We start from the raw sequence: 17,262 nt of genomic DNA, 5'->3' as shown, positions 1-17,262 counted from the left end.
GGCTATAAAAGCAGATTTTCTTATCAGGAGTTCAAACTTTGTCAGGCTTTTTTAAACGTTTTATTCCACGCCGTTTTCGTTCCAATGCTGTTGAAATTCCGGTTGTGCGGTTGCAAGGAATGATTATGGAAGCTTCTTCCCCTTTGCGTCAAACTTTATCACTGAGTTCTTGTGCAAATGCTTTGGAAAAAGCTTTTTCCGACAAAGAAGCGCCGGCTGTCGCTATTTCTCTCAACTCTCCGGGTGGCTCTCCTGTTCAATCGCGCCTGATTTATCGTCGCATTCGTGACCTTGCGGAAGAAAAGCACAAACGCGTTCTGGTTTTTGTTGAAGATGTTGCTGCATCCGGCGGCTATATGATTGCTTGTGCCGGCGATGAAATTTTTGCCGATCCGTCTTCGGTTGTTGGCTCAATCGGCGTAGTTTCCGCGTCATTCGGTTTTCCTGAGTTGCTCAAAAAAATCGGCGTTGAACGCCGTGTTTACACAGCTGGCAAAAACAAAGTTTCGCTTGATCCGTTCCAGCCTGAAAAAAAGGCAGACGTCGATCATTTGAAGGCTCTGCAACTCGAAATTCATGAAACCTTCATCAATCTCGTAAAGGAAAGTCGGGGTTCCAAACTGGTTGATGACCCCAATCTGTTTACCGGCATGTTCTGGACGGGCAAAAAGGGCAAGGAGCTCGGGCTTGTTGATGAACTTTCCGATTTGCGTTCTTTGATCAAACAACGCTATGGTCACGATGCCAAAATGCGTCTTGTTTCAGCCTCCAGAAGCTTGCTGGGACGCAAAACTCCGGCCATTTCGGCGGGCTTGGTCTCTTCGGCTGTCGATGGTCTTATCCAATCGGCAGAAGAACGGGCTTTATGGCAGCGCTATGGACTTTAAAAAGACAAATTTTTGCAGGAGGATACAACGATAGTCGTTTCAAGACTTGATTTGCGCTCATTAATTATCAAATAATGACATGGGAGCGAAAGGTGAAAATGTTGAGATTAGTTATTTATGGTCTGATTTGTGCAGCCGCACTTTATGCCTATCGTGCTTTCAAGCGCGAATCTGAACGCGTTGCTCTGCGTGTAAAACATGCCGAGGATGAACGCCGCACAGGTGCAAATGGTACATTGGTGAAAGATCCCGAAACGGGTGAATATTACGTTGAACGGGATTAAACGTGCCTTTCAAGGTTGCAAAATCCGCAACAATTGTAACACCGATTAAAATCAATCTGGCGCTCCATGTGGTGGGGGAGCGCAACGATGGTTATCACCTTCTTGATAGTCTGGTCTGTTTCAGCTTTGAGGGTGATGTTCTCTCTTATAAACCCGCCAAAACAAATAGTTTTTCCATTGTCGGGTCTCAATCTGTCGCGCTCCCGGCAGATGCGAACAATCTGGTTTCAAGAGCGCGCGATGTTTTTGTTAAAAAATTTCCATCAAAGTCCGAACCTTGTCAGCTCATTCTTGAAAAAAATCTGCCTGTTGCTTCCGGTATCGGCGGTGGTTCCGGCGATGCTGCCGGTGTCTTTGTGCTTTTAAAACAGCAATGGCAAATTGAAGCATCCGATCAAGAGCTTTTTGAACTCGGTTTGACATTGGGTGCCGATGTACCGATGTGCCTGTCGGCTTTTTTAAATCGTCAATCGATTCGTGTGTCGGGTATCGGCGAAAAACTTCAGCCGGTTGATTGTTGTAGAATTCCGATGGTGCTTGTCAATCACAGGCAAGCCATTTCGACACCGGAAATTTTTAAGCTTCTAGGCAATAAAAAAAGCCTGCCTCTTGATATTAATTTTGACAAATTGGCAAATCTTCATTCACTTGTGAATGAACTCAAAAAAACGCATAACGATCTTTATGATTGTGCGCGCTCGCTTGCACCAGAGCTTGATGACGTGCTGGGGATACTTGATGGAAATGGCGCACTTCTCTCACGTATGTCGGGGTCAGGTGCGACGTGTTTCGGCATTTACGAAAATATCAAGAGAGCGCAAGAGGCGGCAAGAAAGATAAAATCACAACAACCGGACTGGTTTGTAAAAGCAGTCGAGACAACGGGTAAAATAAACGAATAATCAGGAATGAAAATCATGAGTCATATTGATGAAAAAGCCAAGATGGAATCGCTCAATATTGCGGTTTTGTCAGTGTCGGATACACGTAATTCTAGCGATGACCGGTCCGGAGATGTTCTGGAAGAACGTATCAAATCCGCAGGCCATAATTTGGCGAAACGTGATATTGTTCGCGATGAAATTCCTGAAATTCGCAAAAAAATTGTTGATTGGGCAGCCGACCCTGACGTTGAAATTATTATCACCACCGGTGGCACCGGTTTTACCGGACGCGATGTTACACCGGAAGCAATAGAACCGTTGTTTGACAAGCGGATGGACGGATTTTCGGCTATGTTTCATAAAGTTTCCTATGAGACAATCGGCATGGTAACAATACAGTCGCGTGCAACAGCAGGACTTATCAATGGAACATTCGTCTTCTGCCTGCCCGGTTCAACCGGTGCCTGCAAGGATGCGTGGGATAATATATTGAAAGGCGAGCTTGATAGCCGCCAGCGCCCGCATAATCTGGTTATGCTTATGCCGCGCTTGACAGAACGATAAGAAAACGAACGATTTTGTTTGTAATCTTTTAATGGAAACGGCTCTTTTAAAAAACAAAAGAGCCGTTTATTTTTGTTTCGTGGGGACAAAAATCTGAATCGGTAAAACCACCGGCCTAAGACTGTTTATCGCTTTCTTTAACGCTGCTTCATTGTCGGCATTGTCAATAAGCTTTTCTTTCAACACAACTAAGCCGCATTCCATCAAGCGGGTTTTTTTGAAAAATTTGGGCAGGAGAGATGTTTTTGATAAATCGACAGAGCGGAAACTTGCAGGATTTGTCTCCTTCTCTACATAACGACTTAAAATTTCCCGCCATTGGTCGAGTAACCGTGCACCTGGTGTAAGAAAAAGCAACCATTTGCTTTTTGCCGACATAATCGCTTCACCTAGTGTGCTTTTGGGGAGATAGCGACAGCCGGTATCATTCGCAACAGTCTGCAAGACATTGCTGTGATTTTCCGACCATAAAATGACCTCGCTAACAAGACCGAAAACGCTCCCCGATACAAGCATTGCTAGTGTATCGGCAAGAGGATCAATATCTTCATTTGCGTGAATAATTACACTAACCATAGTGTTTCAATTAAAGCATTATTCTTGCAAAAGCACGATAATTTATGTTCTTGTTTTGTTCGAATTAGCGTGATAAATCGCGGGAATGGGAAAAGCAGTGATCAATCAACATCTGGCAAATGTCATGGCAAAGGCCGACCGATTGGCTTTCAACGCGATGTCGACCGATGGCGGAAGAATGTTGATTGATCAATCTTTACTTCATGCAGAGGCAGAAAAAATAAGGGGAAGGGGAGCTGCGCTCAATCCTGCCGGAAGGTTCGAGAAACAGTCAGGCGAACGGTTTTATGATGGTTGGGATTTGGATGAACAGCTTTGTCCGCTTCAAACGTCTGTAGAAACCGAAAAAGCCCGTACGATTATTACCCATAATGATTCGCCCGATATTTTCTTTGATCGCTCGATCAATCCATATCGGGGATGCGAACATGGTTGTATTTATTGTTTTGCGCGCCCCACCCATTCTTATATGGGGCTCTCGGCAGGGATTGATTTTGAAACAAAATTATTTGCCAAACCCGATGCTGCAAAACTTCTTGAACGGGAATTATCAAAACCCGATTATAAGGTTCGGCCAATTGCTATCGGAACCAATACAGACCCTTATCAGCCAATTGAAAAAAAATGGCAGATTATGAGGCAAATTCTTAATGTATTGGATAAATGCGGTCATCCGGTTTGCATTACAACAAAATCTGCACTTATTGTAAGGGATTGCGATATTCTTGAAAGAATGACTGAGCGAAAGCTTGTCCGCGTGGCGTTATCCATCACAACATTGGACAGAAAGCTTGCCCGCCTCATGGAACCGCGTGCTGCAACACCCGAGCGACGCCTATGGGCAATCGAAGAATTGACAAAAAAAGGCGTGCCCGTAAGCGTTATGATGGCGCCGGTTATTCCCGGATTAAACGACCACGAAATAGAAACTGTTTTGATGAGAGCGAAAGAGGCCGGTGTGATTGACGCCGGTTATGTCATGCTCAGACTGCCTTATGAAGTTGCTCCGCTCTTTAAAGATTGGCTATTGCGCGAATATCCTGATCGTTACAGGCGGGTTATGCAATTAACCCGTGATATGCGTGGCGGCAAAGATTACGATGCGGATTGGAAAACGCGCATGTCCGGCGAGGGGCCGTTTGCCAAACTTGTTGCCGACCGTTTTCGTCTGGCACGACAAAGACTGGAATTACATGAACGCCATCAAAAGCTTGAGACGGGGCTTTTTAGACCACCATTGAAAGTAGCAAAGCAATTGTCGTTTCTTTTTGATGACAAAATTTGACGAACGTTTTTCTTAACGTTTTCGAATTGCCGGACTTGCGCAAAAACTCTCGTAATGCAATTAGATTGTCCATGTCTCACAAAAACAACGATTTGCCGTTATTTGATGATTTTCCTTTAATGCCCGATTATTCGATTGAGGAACATCTTATTGCAAAAGGCTACCGGAATATAGCCGGAGTGGATGAAGTCGGGCGTGGCCCATTGGCCGGTCCTGTCGTAACGGCAGCCGTTATTTTTGACGGGAACAATATTCCCGATGGCTTAAATGATTCCAAAAAACTTTCGGCAAAAAAACGCGTTAAACTCTATGATTTGATTTTTGACAGAGCCGTTGCAGTTTCGATTTGTAGTCTTTCAGCAACAGAAATAGATCGTACAGATATCAGGAAAGCAGCCCTTGAAGCCATGAGAAGAGCGGTGCACAGTCTTTCTGTCAAGGCCGAGTATGTTCTGGTTGACGGGCGGGATATACCACCACATCTTGGATATCCGGCGCAAGCTTTGATTAAAGGTGACGGGCGATCCCAATCTATTGCGGCAGCATCCATTATAGCAAAAGTCACCCGCGACCGGCTAATGGAAAAGGTGGGAAAAGTTTATCCTGCTTACGGTTTTGAAAAACATGCCGGATATGCAACAGCGTTCCACCGCGCAGCAATAGAACATGAAGGGCCTGTCAAAAGATTGCATCGCTTCAGTTTTGCCCCGATCAAGGGGGCGTTCTAGAGGATTGGTATGATGATTGTTATTGCCTCGTCAAAAGACGCTGTTTCAAAGGCTGTTTCCTATCTTGATAAAGGGGAGCTCGTGGCTTTACCGACCGAGACTGTCTACGGACTTGCGGCAGACGCAACAAATGGCAAAGCGGTTGCCAATATATTCAAAACCAAAGGACGCCCCCAATTCAACCCGCTTATTGCGCATATCAGCGGTATGGATATGGCGGCAGATATTGTCGAGATTGACGAGATTTCGAAAATGCTGATGGACACTTTCTGGCCAGGACCTTTAACATTCGTTTTGCCGCTTAAAAATAAAACTTCGATAGACCCGCTTACCAGTGCGGGTTTGAAAACTTTGGCGGTTCGCAATCCTGTCGGTATATTCGCAACAATAGTAAAAGAACTCGGCCGGCCGGTTGCAGCACCGAGCGCAAATATTTCCGGCCGTTTGAGTAGCACATCCGCCAAAGATGTTGCCGATATGTTTGGTGAAAAAGTGCCGCTTATCATTGATGGCGGCCCGACACGTGTCGGTGTTGAATCGACCATTATCAAAGTGGTAGGCGACCATATTTATCTGCTTCGTCCGGGCGGGCTTGCAGCTGAAAAAATTGAAAAAATATCAGGAATTAAGCTGGAACGTGTAGACCAGCGAGCAGCCATTGAAGCGCCTGGTATGTTAAAATCACATTATGCACCCAATGCATTTGTGAGGCTTGATGCCAAAGATGTTAAAAACGATGAAGCACTTTTAGCTTTTGGAAAACAACAAACCATAAATGCCGGAAGTGCAGTGGCAATGCTCAACTTAAGCGAAAAAGGTAATCTTGAGGAGGCGGCCAGCAATCTGTTCCATTATTTGAAGGAACTTGATAGAAAAGATGTTAAATGTATAGCTGTCGAGCCGATACCGTTTACGGGCTTGGGCGAGGCTATCAATGACCGGCTTCAACGCGCAGCCGCACCAAGGAAATAGGATTATGGACAAAAAGCTGATTGATCGTTTTATAGAAATTGTTGGTGTCAATCACGCTTTGGTGGATCAGGATGTGATTTCATCCTATCTTGTCGAACAACGCGGTCTTTATCACGGGCGTACCCCTCTTGTTTTGCGCCCTTCCTCTCCACAAGAAGTTTCGGAAATTATGAAGCTTGCGAGCGAGACTTTGACCCCCATTGTTCCACAAGGGGGAAATACAGGTCTTGTCGGCGCACAACAACCGGACGAAAGTGCTAATGAGATTATTGTTTCGATGGAGCGTTTGAACAGAATCCGCTCGATAGATTTCGAAGGTAATCTGGCATTGGTCGAAGCCGGAGTGGTTCTCCATACATTACAGGAAAAAGTTGATGAAAAGGGGCGCTTTTTTCCTTTATCACTTGGTTCGGAAGGCTCTTGCCAGATCGGGGGCAATCTTTCATCCAATGCCGGAGGCACGGATGTTCTTGCTTATGGCAACACGCGTGAACTCTGCCTCGGGCTTGAAGTTGTCCTGCCGGATGGGCGCATTCTTGATGATTTACGCTATGTCAAAAAAGATAATAGCGGCTATGATTTGAAAGACTTGTTTATCGGAGCAGAAGGAACGCTTGGTATTATAACAGCTGCCGTCATGAAACTTTTCCCGAAACCACAAGGAAAAGCGGTTGCTTATGCGGGCATGAAAAGTCCGGAAAAAGCGTTAGAGCTTCTACTCCTTGCCCAGAAAAAAGCCGGTTCCATGCTTACCGGTTTTGAACTTATGGCAAAGGTTGGAATGGAAATGTCTTTGCGCTACGTCAAAGGTGCTCATGCACCACTTGAGCATGAAAGCGAATGGTATGTACTTCTTGATCTGTCTTCGTCCCATAGTGACGGTGAAGCTGCAAATACGATGGAAGATATTCTGGCAGATGCACTTCAACAGGGAGTTATAGAAGATGCATCCATTGCCCGGTCGGTGAGCCAGCAGAAGGAATTCTGGCGGCTTCGCGAAGATATGTCACCAGCGCAAAAATTGGAAGGCGGGTCGATCAAACATGATATTTCGGTTCCGATAGCTTCTATTCCCGATTTTATCAGCGAGGCGGCAAAAATTATCGAAACGATCTCGCCTGGTGCCCGCATTGTCTGCTTTGGTCATATGGGCGATGGAAACCTGCATTATAATGTCTCGCAACCGGTTGGTGCCGACAAGCAAGCCTATCTTTCCCTTTGGGGAGAAATGAATCACCGTATCCATACATTGGTTATGAGCTATAATGGGTCATTTTCGGCCGAACATGGCATCGGACAATTAAAGCGCAAGGAACTTGTTGCCTTCAAATCTCCGGTAGCACTTTCTCTCATGCGTTCGATCAAACAGCTATTTGACCCGAAAAACATCATGAATCCGGGTAAAATGCTATAAGTCTTGGTGAACAATAGCTTAAAGGGCCGTTTGTAATTCGATAACCAAAAAACAAACCAATAATTTTTTAACCTAACCTTTTAACAAACCGATTAACAAAGGTCGCTAAGGTGTTCCCAGTTGAATTGAAGAGGATATTGGGGACAAAATATATGGCCACTCAATGGGCTAATCGGGCAAAAGCAGGACTTGAACTGAGGCTGGATCCCTGCCATTTGCCACAATATGTTTCTTTCGACGTTCAGGATAAGACAATTGTCTGTTCATTGAACGAGCGTGGCGCAGCGTTAAAAATCGAAAATGAAAACGGTACATCGCAATTGTCGCGCCTGGTGCTCGCCCATCAATTCAGAGGTGTTGCTGCGCGTGCGGTTGTCACCTCTTCAGGACAAAAAGCGGTTTCACTTGAATTGTTACACCGAAATCATGAAGCGTGCATTCCGCTTCTTGTTTCGCGCGATCTTGATGATGTGCTCCTTGATTGGCGACTTTGGGCAGATACTTATGATTTGCCGATGCTTCTTCTCAACGACGATGGTTCGGCTATTCCTGTAAAAGACCGTTCGCCGCTTGAACATTTTTTCGGAAAACAATCGCACGAACATATAAAGAAGAATTTCTCGTTGCGATGCCGCGGGTGCTCTTTAGGCATAAGGTTGGTTATCAACAATCAGGTTATGCTTGGATAACATTGTGGCTCACACAAGAATTGACGCCGTTATTTTATTGTTTTCTCCGATTTGGTGGTCGATCGCATTTAAAGCCGGTTTTTCGAGAAAAAATAAAAGCCTTGAAAGATTTATTTTTTCGTCCGTGTTTTTGATGGAACGGGGCCAGAAGGCTCGTGATTTTTAACGTGGGCTTATATTGCTTTAAAAAAATAGCTGTTGAGTTTTTGACGAAATTGGAAGCCGGTTTTATCCGTATTTATCCGCGCAAACAAAATTCCCGAAAATTTTCCTTTAAAAATTTTCTTTGCCATTTGACAATGAACCGGTGTTAAGCTTACGAGGAGGTTATATCCGGAGGACTGAATGACGCGGCAGATTGTTTTTATACTTGAAAAGCAGGATGCGATCGAGGCGCTCAAAGCTTATTATCGCGACCATGCGCTATCAAGACGAACATTTATGCGTCTTTTCCTGCTCTGGATCATTGCAGTTGCTCTGATGTCGGCGGTTCTTGTGATGATTGACGGTTCTGACTGGTACCAGAATTGGGGGCGTTCTCTCTATCGCATCTCGGCCATTTATGCAGCTATTATCATTGCTATCTGGGCGTTGAACTATTGCGTTCTCATTCCCCACCATGTCCAACAATTGGTAAAAAATGATAAACAGATCGGGCTTGAACAAAGCTGGGTATGGGATGATCATGCAGTGGCAATAAAGAGCTCTTATATCAGAGGGACATACCCGTTTCGTCTGTTTTCCGGCTGGCGAGAATATCCGACGTTTATTGCACTTTATATATCGCCCAAGAAATTCAATGTATTGCCGAAAGCGCCTATGAATGACGAGCAACTTGAAGATCTGCGGACTATTTTCAAACGCGAAATAGCTGCCGAAGAGAAGTAGACGTGTTTTATTTGACATCTCCTTCAAAATCACATGGCAGATGCCGCCACAATGACAATGAGTAGCATTTCGAGAACAGCATTTTTTGATAACTATCGGCAAAGGCGGGCTTGTCAGCAAAAAAATGCGCAAGCATAAAGCGATTATTTTGATTTGATGTCGGCAGCGGACAAATCCGATATGCTTGAATTTTGAAATGTTTTTTTGGAAAAACAAGTATCCGATTTTTTAACCCGCTTTATCCGGTCAGGTTTGAATGCGGGTATCCCTTTAAATTATCGCGGGGACTACAATTCTCCCGATCAAGTTGCGGTTAGTTGCGCAATCGTTCAATGTCTCATACTGCGCTCCGATATGCTGAAAAACCGTTATTCGGCAGATTTATGCCGGACCCATCGCATGCCAAGTGCTGAAATTTCAGTTTGCATCGGCTTCTTCCCGTTCAATGGCACGCCAGCCGATGTCATGGCGATAAAAGCCTTCGGGCCAATCAATCAATTTTATTGCTTGATAGGCTTTCTGTTGTGCCTGTTTTACAGTTTTTCCTGTTGCTGTAACATCAAGCACTCTTCCGCCATTGGCTATGACCTTTCCGTCTTTCAATGCAGTCCCGGCGTGGAAAACTTTGACGTCCGGCAGTTTATCCGCTTTTTCTATACCTGAAATAACGCTTCCACGCTTCGGCGCTTCCGGATAACCTTTAGAGGCCATAACCACAGTCAAAGCTTTGTCGGTGTTCCAGTCGAGTGTGACACCTTCAAGATTTCCTTTTGCAACAGAATAAAGGACAGGCAGCAAATCGCTTTTTAACCGCATCATCAGAACCTGACATTCAGGGTCGCCGAAGCGGACATTGAATTCAATAAGTTCCGGGCCTCTTTTTGTAATTATCAAGCCTACAAACAGAACGCCAATAAACGGGCAACCAAGATCGGCCATTCCATGCATCGTCGGTTCGACAATCTCTTTCATAACCCGCTTTGTCATTTCATCGGTCATGACAGGTGCCGGTGAATAGGCACCCATGCCACCGGTATTGGCACCTTTATCACCATCAAAGACGCGTTTGTGATCTTGTGCAGAGCCAAAAGGAATGGCAGTTTTACCATCACAAAGGCAAAAGAAACTTGCTTCTTCACCCTCAAGAAATTCTTCCACAACAATTTCAATTCCGGCTTTTCCGAATGCCCCTTCAAAGCAGGCATCGACGGCGCGGAATGCTTCTTCGATTGTGGTTGCAACGGTGACACCTTTACCGGCAGCCAAACCATCGGCTTTAATGACGATAGGTGCACCTTTCTTTTCAATATAGTCCCTGGCTTTTTCAGCATTATCAAAACGCTGATAGCCACCGGTCGGAATATTGTATTTGGCGCATAAATCTTTTGTAAAACCTTTCGAGCCTTCAAGCCTCGCTGCTCGTTTATTTGGTCCTACAACCGGAATCATAGCTTTGCGTAGAGCATCTGCAAGGCCATCGACAAGTGGCGCTTCCGGCCCGACAACCACGAGTTCTACCGAATTTTTCTTGCAAAATTCGACGACAGCTTTATGGTTTTTTGCATCAAGATCAACATTATCTCCCAATTCAAGAGTGCCCGGATTACCCGGAGCACAAAAGAGCTTTCCAAGAAGTGGGGATGACGAAATTTTATATGCCAATGCATGTTCGCGTCCACCTGAACCAATGAGAAGAACGTTCATTGCTTGCTCCTATTGAAGAAGATGTTAAAACCCTTGCTCTTGTCATAGAAATGAAATGCTTTAGCTTCAAGGTAAAAGGTGTGCGCTCGTAAATGGTAAACAACAAAAATATTGTTCCCGACAGCTTGAGAGCCGATGAAACGCTTCAACAACAAGGCGTGAGAGGGCGTGTCTTCGACGCACCGTCAGGCCATTGGGTTTATCGCTTGTTGCCGCGTTCCCTTTGGCCTTACGCCCAATTGGCACGCTGGGACCGACCAATCGGTTGGAAACTTCTGATGTGGCCGTGTTTCTGGTCTCTAATTTTGGCAATGGATGCAAAGGGCTTTTCTTCCGAAACGCATCCATATCCGGTTGCCTTGGCAATATGGTATCTTTTTCTTTTCTTTATCGGTGCTGTTGCCATGCGGGGTGCAGGGTGCACCTGGAACGATCTTGTTGACCAGAAAATCGATAACAAAGTCGAGCGTACTCGTTCAAGGCCTTTGCCATCGGGGCAGGTCAGCCGTTTACAGGCCAAAATCTTTATGGGGTTGCAATGCCTGGTCGGGCTTATCGTGCTTGTTGAATTCAATCTTTTCAGCATTATTCTGGGCATTTCATCGCTTGTTGTTGTTGCGATTTACCCGTTCATGAAACGTGTGACCGACTGGCCGCAGTTCTTTTTAGGTCTTGCCTTCAATTGGGGAGCGTTGATGGGGTGGGCGACAATTTACGGTCGTCTTGATTTTGCACCCTTGAGCCTTTATTTCGGCTCGGTCTTATGGACAATCGGCTATGACACAATCTATGCCCATCAGGATAAGGAAGATGATGCAATTGTCGGAGTGCACTCGACAGCACGGCTTTTTGGGGAAAAAACCAAATCCGCGCTTGTTTTTCTTTATAGCGGGTTTCTCGTATTAAGCCTCATTGCATTTCTTCTGGCTGGTGTTCCTGCCTTTGCCTATCTTGGCCTTTTACTTGCCGCAATACACATGTTTTACCAGATAATTACGATCGACATCGACAATAATAGTGAGTGTCTGAGGTTATTTAAATCGAATTCGACAGTCGGCTGTTTGATCTTTCTCGGTCTCGTACTCGGTGCGGCGACACGTTATTTCCAGTGACAACCGTCGCCCATAATTGAAGCCGACTTTTTTAAAGCCGGCTTTAAAACTGCCCGGCTTGCCGGAAAATGTTGCCGATAACGACGCCTCTCAAGGATAGAGGCGGTGTTTTTCCCATGATTTTGCATCGGGGGAAGGACGTGAAAAAACCACGCGGTCGTGAAGTCTGAACGGCCTGTCATGCCAGAATTCGATTGAAAGTGGTTTGATTCTGAAGCCGGACCAATAAGGAGGGCGCGGAATATTGCCGATTGCATATTTTGCAGTGTATTCGGCAACGGCTTTTTCCAGCGCAAAGCGACTTTCCAACGGGCGTGACTGTTTGGAAGCCCATGCGCCGATACGGCTTCCACGTGCGCGTGATTGATAATAGGCATCAGCTTCTTCATCACTTACCTTTTCAACCAGTCCACGCACTCTTACTTGCCTGCGCAAGGATTTCCAGTGAAAACATAAAGCCGCTTTCATGGAAGAAAGGATTTCTCGTCCCTTGTTGCTTTCATAATTGGTGTAAAAGACAAAACCGTCCGCACCAAAAGCTTTCAAAAGCACCATACGCACATCTGGAAGACCCGTCGGATCCACTGTAGCAAGTGCCATGGCATTCGGGTCGTTAATTTCGCTTTTTGTCGCGTCATCCATCCATGTCGTGAAAAGTGCGAAAGGTTCATTTGCTTCAACAAAGTCACCAGTTGTTAACGTTTCATCTGTCATAATGCACCTGAATTATGTGTTTTGCGTATTATAGTGTGTTGTCAAACTACCTGGCCGACACAGAAAAAAGTGAACTATGGAAGCTTTTTTTAACTTGAAAAGCCGGCTTGGTCGTTTTGTTATTTGTGTCACGATCATATTGCCAATGCAAGGCTGTATCATATCGGGTGATAAACTTGATAATATGGCTTCAGCAGCTGCACCAACGGAAAATAATGTTGATGCTTCGCTTGTAACCGGCTCTATTCCTTCTCAATCAACGCCACTCACGACTGATCCTATTTTACAGTCTGATGAACTCGTCATACGCGACGAGATCAGAGTGATCGAAAATTTGAAGACCTCGGACAAAGAATTGAAATGGGATAATACCATAACCGGAAGCGAAGGGACGATCAGTGCCATTGTCGAAAATTCGGATAAAGGGCGCAAGTGCCGCAAATTCAAAGCGACCCGTTCAGCCTTCGATGGTGAAAATCTCTATCATGGTGAACTTTGTGAAGTCGCTCCCGATGTCTGGACAATGACAGCCTTTGATGTGGTGCATTGAAGTTCATAATCGGGTCATTCAAAAACGCTTAAAAAAACATTTAATGATCTGGTATTTTTGCTGTTTCATAGGCATATAGAGAATTAGATATTTTTCTGCCCTTCGAGGTGGAACAGATTTTTTATAAAGCCGTCTTGAGGGAATGCCCTTTTTTCGGCTGGAAAGAGGATAAATATGCGTGATCCCTATACGGTTCTGGGTGTGGCGCGCACTGCCAAACCGCAAGAGATTAAGTCTGCATTCAGAAAGCTGGCAAAACAATATCACCCCGATCTTCACAAGGGCGATAAGACTGCTCAGGACAAATTTGCCGAGGTCAATCAGGCCTATGAAATTCTGGGGGATAAGGAAAAGAAAGAAAAATTTGATCGTGGCGAAATTGATGCCGAAGGCAAGCCTGTTTTTCAAGGCTTTGCCGGTGGTGGTCAGGGCTTTGGCGGAGCGCAAGGCTTTGGTGGCCGCGGCAATCCATTCGGTAATGGTACCAGCCATTTCGAATTCCGTTCAGGCGGCGGCAAAGGTGGCTTTGACGCGAGCGATATTTTTCGCGATCTTTTCGGTGCAGGAACCGGTGCCAATCGAGGTGGCGGTTTTTCCGGCTTTGGCAGCCGCAGCCGTGCTCAAGCTCCCCAACAGGGGGCTGATATTCACGCAAGCCTGGACGTAACGCTGGAACAGCTCGTTGGTGCCGAAAAGGTTGAAGCTATTTTCCCTAATGGCAAAAAACTTAAAATCAAGCTTCCCGATTATGTCGAGGATGGACAAACAATTCGTTTGAAAGGTCAGGGAGAAAGCATTCCTTACGGTCGTGCAGGAGATGCGTTGGTGACAATTCACATCAAACCTCATCCCCACATTCACGTTGAAGGAAGAGCACTTCATCTTGATTTACCGGTATCTCTTAAAGATGCAGTTTTGGGCGCTAAAAAGCCTGTTGATACGCTTGACGGGCGTATCATGTTGACGATCCCTGCATGGTCAAGTTCCGATAAGGTATTACGGTTGAAGGGGCGGGGTTTGCCATTAAAAACAGGTGGACGGGACGACCTTTATGTTCATGTACGCATTATGCTGCCGGAAGGTGGAGATGCCGGACTTGAACAATTCATGAAATTGCAATCATGAAAAACGCAGATTGATGAAGGCAACATACAGGAATAAAAGCGGGATAGAGGATTGTCATGAAGATCAATTTTTGTCTCGCTTTTTTGCTACTGCCGGTTTTTTGTTCATCGGCATTAGGTGAAAATTTTACCAAAGGCGATATTACTGTCGAAAGCCCGTGGGTACAAAAATCCGATACAGGTGAGAATCGTGCAGAAGGATATGCTCTTATCCATAATGGAGGCTTCAATGAAGATCGCTTGTTATCAATCAGCGCGGATATTTCCGATCACGTGGTGATTCACGAGACGATTAGACAATATGGCAAGGTCAAGATGCAAAAACTCGCGGAGCCTCTCACGATCGAGCCAAACGGTTATCTCGAATTAAAGCCGGGTGACTATCATTTTATGTTTTTCAATTGTCAGGATGAGTTACGTGAAGGTGAAATGATTCCGGCTGTTTTGCATTTTGAAAAAAATGGTGACGTAAAAATCAACTTCACAATAGAAACGCCGGACGATAAACCTGATAATCCTTGATTGCCGGTATCTTCACTTTATAATTCTTACAGCTTGTCGGGCGCGCTTCCTGATTTGACGGGGCGCACCTTTCTAAAGGCCTGCTTATCCATCGTACCAAAACACTTTGAAAATAGTAAAGAATACCAATCGCGTGTTTCTGTATCAGGGCTTTTTACGTGTCTTTAGGGTATCGGTCGCATTTATTTGTCACGATAAGGAAAGCGCAAAGGATTACTAAACCAACGATTGCCTATCAAAAACACTGTTTTTTTTATTTCACTCCAATGCGCTGCTGTTTTCGATTGTTCAATTGGAACCGCCGGTTTTAATTCTAGCAAAAACTTTGTTACAATCGCATTGATGGGTTTGCCGGAATGGACGCCGGTTCAAATAGACTGACCTTAGCGAATGCTGGAATCTATTCGTCACGAACGAAAAAACGGACTGCTTTTCACAGCTTTTCTATGTTAGCGTTGCATAATTAAAGGTTTTAACCGACAAATTGCACCAATTACTTGAAGAAACGTGCGAGCTATGTCATAGGGCAAAAAGCGAAAACTGATATCAAGCAATTATGAGGCAATACCAATGGGTGACAGTAACGGTTTGTTGCGTGGCAAGCGCGGTTTAATTCTCGGGCTTGCAAATAATCATTCAATTGCATGGGGTATCGCAAAAGCTGCACACAAAGCAGGTGCGGAACTTGCTTTTACCTATCAGGGGGAAGCACTGAAAAAACGTGTTGTACCGCTTGCAGAAGAGGTCGGCGGATTTGTTTGTGGCCATTGTGATGTAACAGATGCGGCATCAATTGACGCAGCATTCGATGCGGTAAAACAGAAATGGGGAAAAATCGACTTTCTCGTTCATGCAATCGGCTTTTCCGACAAGGATGAATTGACAGGACGTTATGTTGATACATCGGAAGCAAACTTCAACATGACAATGAATATTTCTGTCTATTCCCTTACAGCAGTTACCCAGCGGGCAGAAAAACTGATGCCCGACGGCGGTTCGATTTTGACATTGACCTATTATGGCTCGGAAAAGGTCATGCCGAATTATAATGTTATGGGTGTTGCCAAGGCTGCTCTTGAAGCAAGTGTCAAATATCTTGCGGTCGACCTTGGGCCTAAGAAAATTCGTGTCAATGCTGTGTCGGCTGGCCCGATCAAGACATTGGCTGCTTCGGGTATCGGTGACTTCCGGTATATTCTCAAATGGAATGAATATAACGCGCCTCTTCGTCGGACGGTTACAATTGATGAGGTTGGTGATTCAGCGCTTTATCTTCTTTCGGATTTGTCCCGTTCGGTAACTGGCGAAGTTCACCATGTTGATGCCGGTTATCATGTCATTGGCATGAAAGCAGTCGATGCACCGGATATTTCTGTTGTAAAGGATTGATAAAGTGTCCAAGCGTCCACTTATTTATTTTTCCCGTCACGGTCAGACGGACTGGAACATTACCAAACGCATTCAAGGCCAGATAGATCGGGATATCACCGAATATGGCCGCCAACAAGCTGCCCGTAACGGACGGTTGTTGAAAGAACTGTTGGGCGATGCAAAGGGATTTGATTTTGTTGCAAGCCCGTTGCGTCGCACCCGCGAAACTATGGAAATTATCCGCGGGGAAATGGGGCTCGATATTCGTGGCTATCGCACAGATCCGCAATTGATGGAGATGCATTTCGGTGATTGGCAGGGTACTACCGAGGATGATATTGCCAAAGTCCACCCTGAACTCATTGCTGCCCGTGTTGCCGACAAGTGGAATTTTTTGCCACCCGGTGAAAAGGCAGAAAGTTATGCCATGCTTGCCAAGCGTGTAAAAGACTGGGTCGAAAAGGTTGAAGGCGATACAGTTTGTGTCACCCATGGCGGGTGCCTGCGTTCAATTATGCATATTTACGGTGGATTGAGCGAAGCGGAAGCTGCCAACTTTATGGTCGATCAGGATCGTATTTTGCGATTTGATGAAAACGGACTGGAATGGCTCTGAGCCAAGTTCAAATTCTCAATAATTGATGACACACCAAATTCACGAGTTGGATCTGGTGTGTCTTTTTTTAATTTATAACAGTGTCATGAAAAAGATAATCAGCCTTCTTGTGGCTCGATATCCGTGACATAGCGGTTATCACCCTCTGTATCGTAAAACACGATAACCTTCATGCCCTCATTCAAAACAGAATAATCGAATTCGCCTGGTAAACTGTAGGTTTTTCCATTGTCGAGTACTATGGTGTTATTATCCTGATCAATGGCAGTTATCGTCCCTTTGACGTCGTCGGCAAGGGCTAAGGCTGGAAAAAGAAATGTAGCTAGGATCCCCGCAAAAACCAGTTTTTTCATAGTGAGCCTTTCAAAATTGTCTATT

At 45.2% G+C, this 17,262-nt stretch carries 20 protein-coding genes; 16 read left to right on the top strand and 4 right to left on the bottom strand.

The genetic code is table 11. The annotated features are described in order from the left end of the window. Positions 1-38: 38 nt before the first annotated feature. From H3V12_RS05395 to moaB, 4 genes are all read left to right on the top strand, one after another. Complete coding sequence (locus H3V12_RS05395) at positions 39-887, top strand: S49 family peptidase (protein WP_246787484.1); 849 nt, start codon at positions 39-41, stop codon at positions 885-887. A gap of 98 nt (positions 888-985) precedes the next feature. After that, positions 986-1,171: a hypothetical protein gene (locus H3V12_RS05390; protein WP_077970738.1), complete on the top strand. Its 186-nt coding sequence runs from the start codon at positions 986-988 to the stop codon at positions 1,169-1,171. A 2-nt stretch (positions 1,172-1,173) separates the two neighbouring features. Continuing rightward, positions 1,174-2,073: a 4-(cytidine 5'-diphospho)-2-C-methyl-D-erythritol kinase gene (locus H3V12_RS05385; RefSeq protein ID WP_198213348.1), complete on the top strand. Its 900-nt coding sequence runs from the start codon at positions 1,174-1,176 to the stop codon at positions 2,071-2,073. Positions 2,074-2,088: 15 nt separating this feature from the next. Further along, positions 2,089-2,619 (top strand): molybdenum cofactor biosynthesis protein B, encoded by a 531-nt coding sequence (moaB, locus tag H3V12_RS05380; protein ID WP_078039214.1) that lies wholly within the window; start codon positions 2,089-2,091, stop codon positions 2,617-2,619. Positions 2,620-2,685: 66 nt separating this feature from the next. Here the strand turns inward: moaB and H3V12_RS05375 are convergent, their stop codons facing one another. Continuing rightward, the gene (locus H3V12_RS05375) at positions 2,686-3,195 is read right to left on the bottom strand and encodes a hypothetical protein (protein ID WP_198213346.1); all 510 of its coding nucleotides are present in this window, start codon (positions 3,193-3,195) and stop codon (positions 2,686-2,688) included. Between the two features lie 85 nt (positions 3,196-3,280). Between H3V12_RS05375 and H3V12_RS05370 the strand changes: the two genes are divergently transcribed. The 6 genes from H3V12_RS05370 (at position 3,281) to H3V12_RS05345 (ending at position 9,171) form a co-directional block, all read left to right on the top strand. Continuing rightward, positions 3,281-4,480 (top strand): PA0069 family radical SAM protein, encoded by a 1,200-nt coding sequence (locus H3V12_RS05370; RefSeq protein WP_198213344.1) that lies wholly within the window; start codon positions 3,281-3,283, stop codon positions 4,478-4,480. A gap of 71 nt (positions 4,481-4,551) precedes the next feature. Next, positions 4,552-5,208 carry a ribonuclease HII gene (locus tag H3V12_RS05365; RefSeq protein WP_198213342.1) on the top strand — a complete coding sequence of 219 codons (657 nt, stop codon included), beginning with the start codon at positions 4,552-4,554 and terminating at the stop codon, positions 5,206-5,208. Between the two features lie 12 nt (positions 5,209-5,220). Continuing rightward, the gene (locus tag H3V12_RS05360) at positions 5,221-6,180 is read left to right on the top strand and encodes an L-threonylcarbamoyladenylate synthase (protein ID WP_198213834.1); all 960 of its coding nucleotides are present in this window, start codon (positions 5,221-5,223) and stop codon (positions 6,178-6,180) included. A gap of 4 nt (positions 6,181-6,184) precedes the next feature. After that, the gene (locus H3V12_RS05355; RefSeq protein ID WP_198213340.1) at positions 6,185-7,594 is read left to right on the top strand and encodes an FAD-binding oxidoreductase; all 1,410 of its coding nucleotides are present in this window, start codon (positions 6,185-6,187) and stop codon (positions 7,592-7,594) included. A gap of 152 nt (positions 7,595-7,746) precedes the next feature. After that, on the top strand, positions 7,747-8,283 hold the full coding sequence (locus tag H3V12_RS05350) for a DUF6101 family protein (protein ID WP_075870173.1): 537 nt from the start codon (positions 7,747-7,749) through the stop codon (positions 8,281-8,283). 345 nt (positions 8,284-8,628) lie between these two features. Beyond that, positions 8,629-9,171, top strand: coding sequence for a YcxB family protein (locus H3V12_RS05345; RefSeq protein WP_075870172.1), 543 nt, complete (start codon positions 8,629-8,631; stop codon positions 9,169-9,171). A 417-nt stretch (positions 9,172-9,588) separates the two neighbouring features. On the opposite strand, the gene purD is transcribed toward H3V12_RS05345, so the two are convergent. Beyond that, on the bottom strand, positions 9,589-10,875 hold the full coding sequence (gene purD, locus H3V12_RS05340) for a phosphoribosylamine--glycine ligase (protein ID WP_198213338.1): 1,287 nt from the start codon (positions 10,873-10,875) through the stop codon (positions 9,589-9,591). A gap of 92 nt (positions 10,876-10,967) precedes the next feature. On the opposite strand from purD, the gene ubiA reads away from it, so the two are divergent. Continuing rightward, positions 10,968-11,987, top strand: coding sequence for a 4-hydroxybenzoate octaprenyltransferase (gene ubiA / locus H3V12_RS05335; RefSeq protein WP_198213336.1), 1,020 nt, complete (start codon positions 10,968-10,970; stop codon positions 11,985-11,987). A gap of 90 nt (positions 11,988-12,077) precedes the next feature. Here the strand turns inward: ubiA and pdxH are convergent, their stop codons facing one another. Continuing rightward, a complete protein-coding gene (gene pdxH, locus H3V12_RS05330) occupies positions 12,078-12,701 on the bottom strand; it encodes a pyridoxamine 5'-phosphate oxidase (RefSeq protein ID WP_075914840.1) in 624 nt (207 codons plus the stop codon). A gap of 76 nt (positions 12,702-12,777) precedes the next feature. Here pdxH and H3V12_RS05325 point away from each other — a divergent pair, with 76 nt between their 5' ends. The 5 genes from H3V12_RS05325 (at position 12,778) to H3V12_RS05305 (ending at position 16,884) form a co-directional block, all read left to right on the top strand. Next, positions 12,778-13,251, top strand: a complete 474-nt coding sequence (locus tag H3V12_RS05325) for an RT0821/Lpp0805 family surface protein (RefSeq protein ID WP_198213334.1) — start codon at positions 12,778-12,780, stop codon at positions 13,249-13,251. Between the two features lie 174 nt (positions 13,252-13,425). After that, positions 13,426-14,376 carry a J domain-containing protein gene (locus H3V12_RS05320; RefSeq protein WP_198213332.1) on the top strand — a complete coding sequence of 317 codons (951 nt, stop codon included), beginning with the start codon at positions 13,426-13,428 and terminating at the stop codon, positions 14,374-14,376. Between the two features lie 56 nt (positions 14,377-14,432). Beyond that, complete coding sequence (locus H3V12_RS05315; protein WP_198213329.1) at positions 14,433-14,897, top strand: copper chaperone PCu(A)C; 465 nt, start codon at positions 14,433-14,435, stop codon at positions 14,895-14,897. 570 nt (positions 14,898-15,467) lie between these two features. After that, positions 15,468-16,286, top strand: a complete 819-nt coding sequence (fabI, locus tag H3V12_RS05310; protein WP_075870166.1) for an enoyl-ACP reductase FabI — start codon at positions 15,468-15,470, stop codon at positions 16,284-16,286. A gap of 4 nt (positions 16,287-16,290) precedes the next feature. After that, entirely contained in the window at positions 16,291-16,884 is a 594-nt protein-coding gene (locus H3V12_RS05305; protein WP_075870165.1) for a histidine phosphatase family protein, read from the top strand. 98 nt (positions 16,885-16,982) lie between these two features. On the opposite strand, the gene H3V12_RS05300 is transcribed toward H3V12_RS05305, so the two are convergent. Next, positions 16,983-17,237 carry a DUF1344 domain-containing protein gene (locus tag H3V12_RS05300; RefSeq protein ID WP_198213327.1) on the bottom strand — a complete coding sequence of 85 codons (255 nt, stop codon included), beginning with the start codon at positions 17,235-17,237 and terminating at the stop codon, positions 16,983-16,985. Positions 17,238-17,262: the final 25 nt, after the last annotated feature.

The organism is Bartonella sp. W8167 (genome assembly GCF_016100335.1).
Classification (GTDB): Bacteria; Pseudomonadota; Alphaproteobacteria; order Rhizobiales; family Rhizobiaceae; genus Bartonella; species Bartonella apis.
Note: the sequence above shows the minus strand (reverse complement) of the source record. Positions and strands in the feature narration are given on the sequence as shown.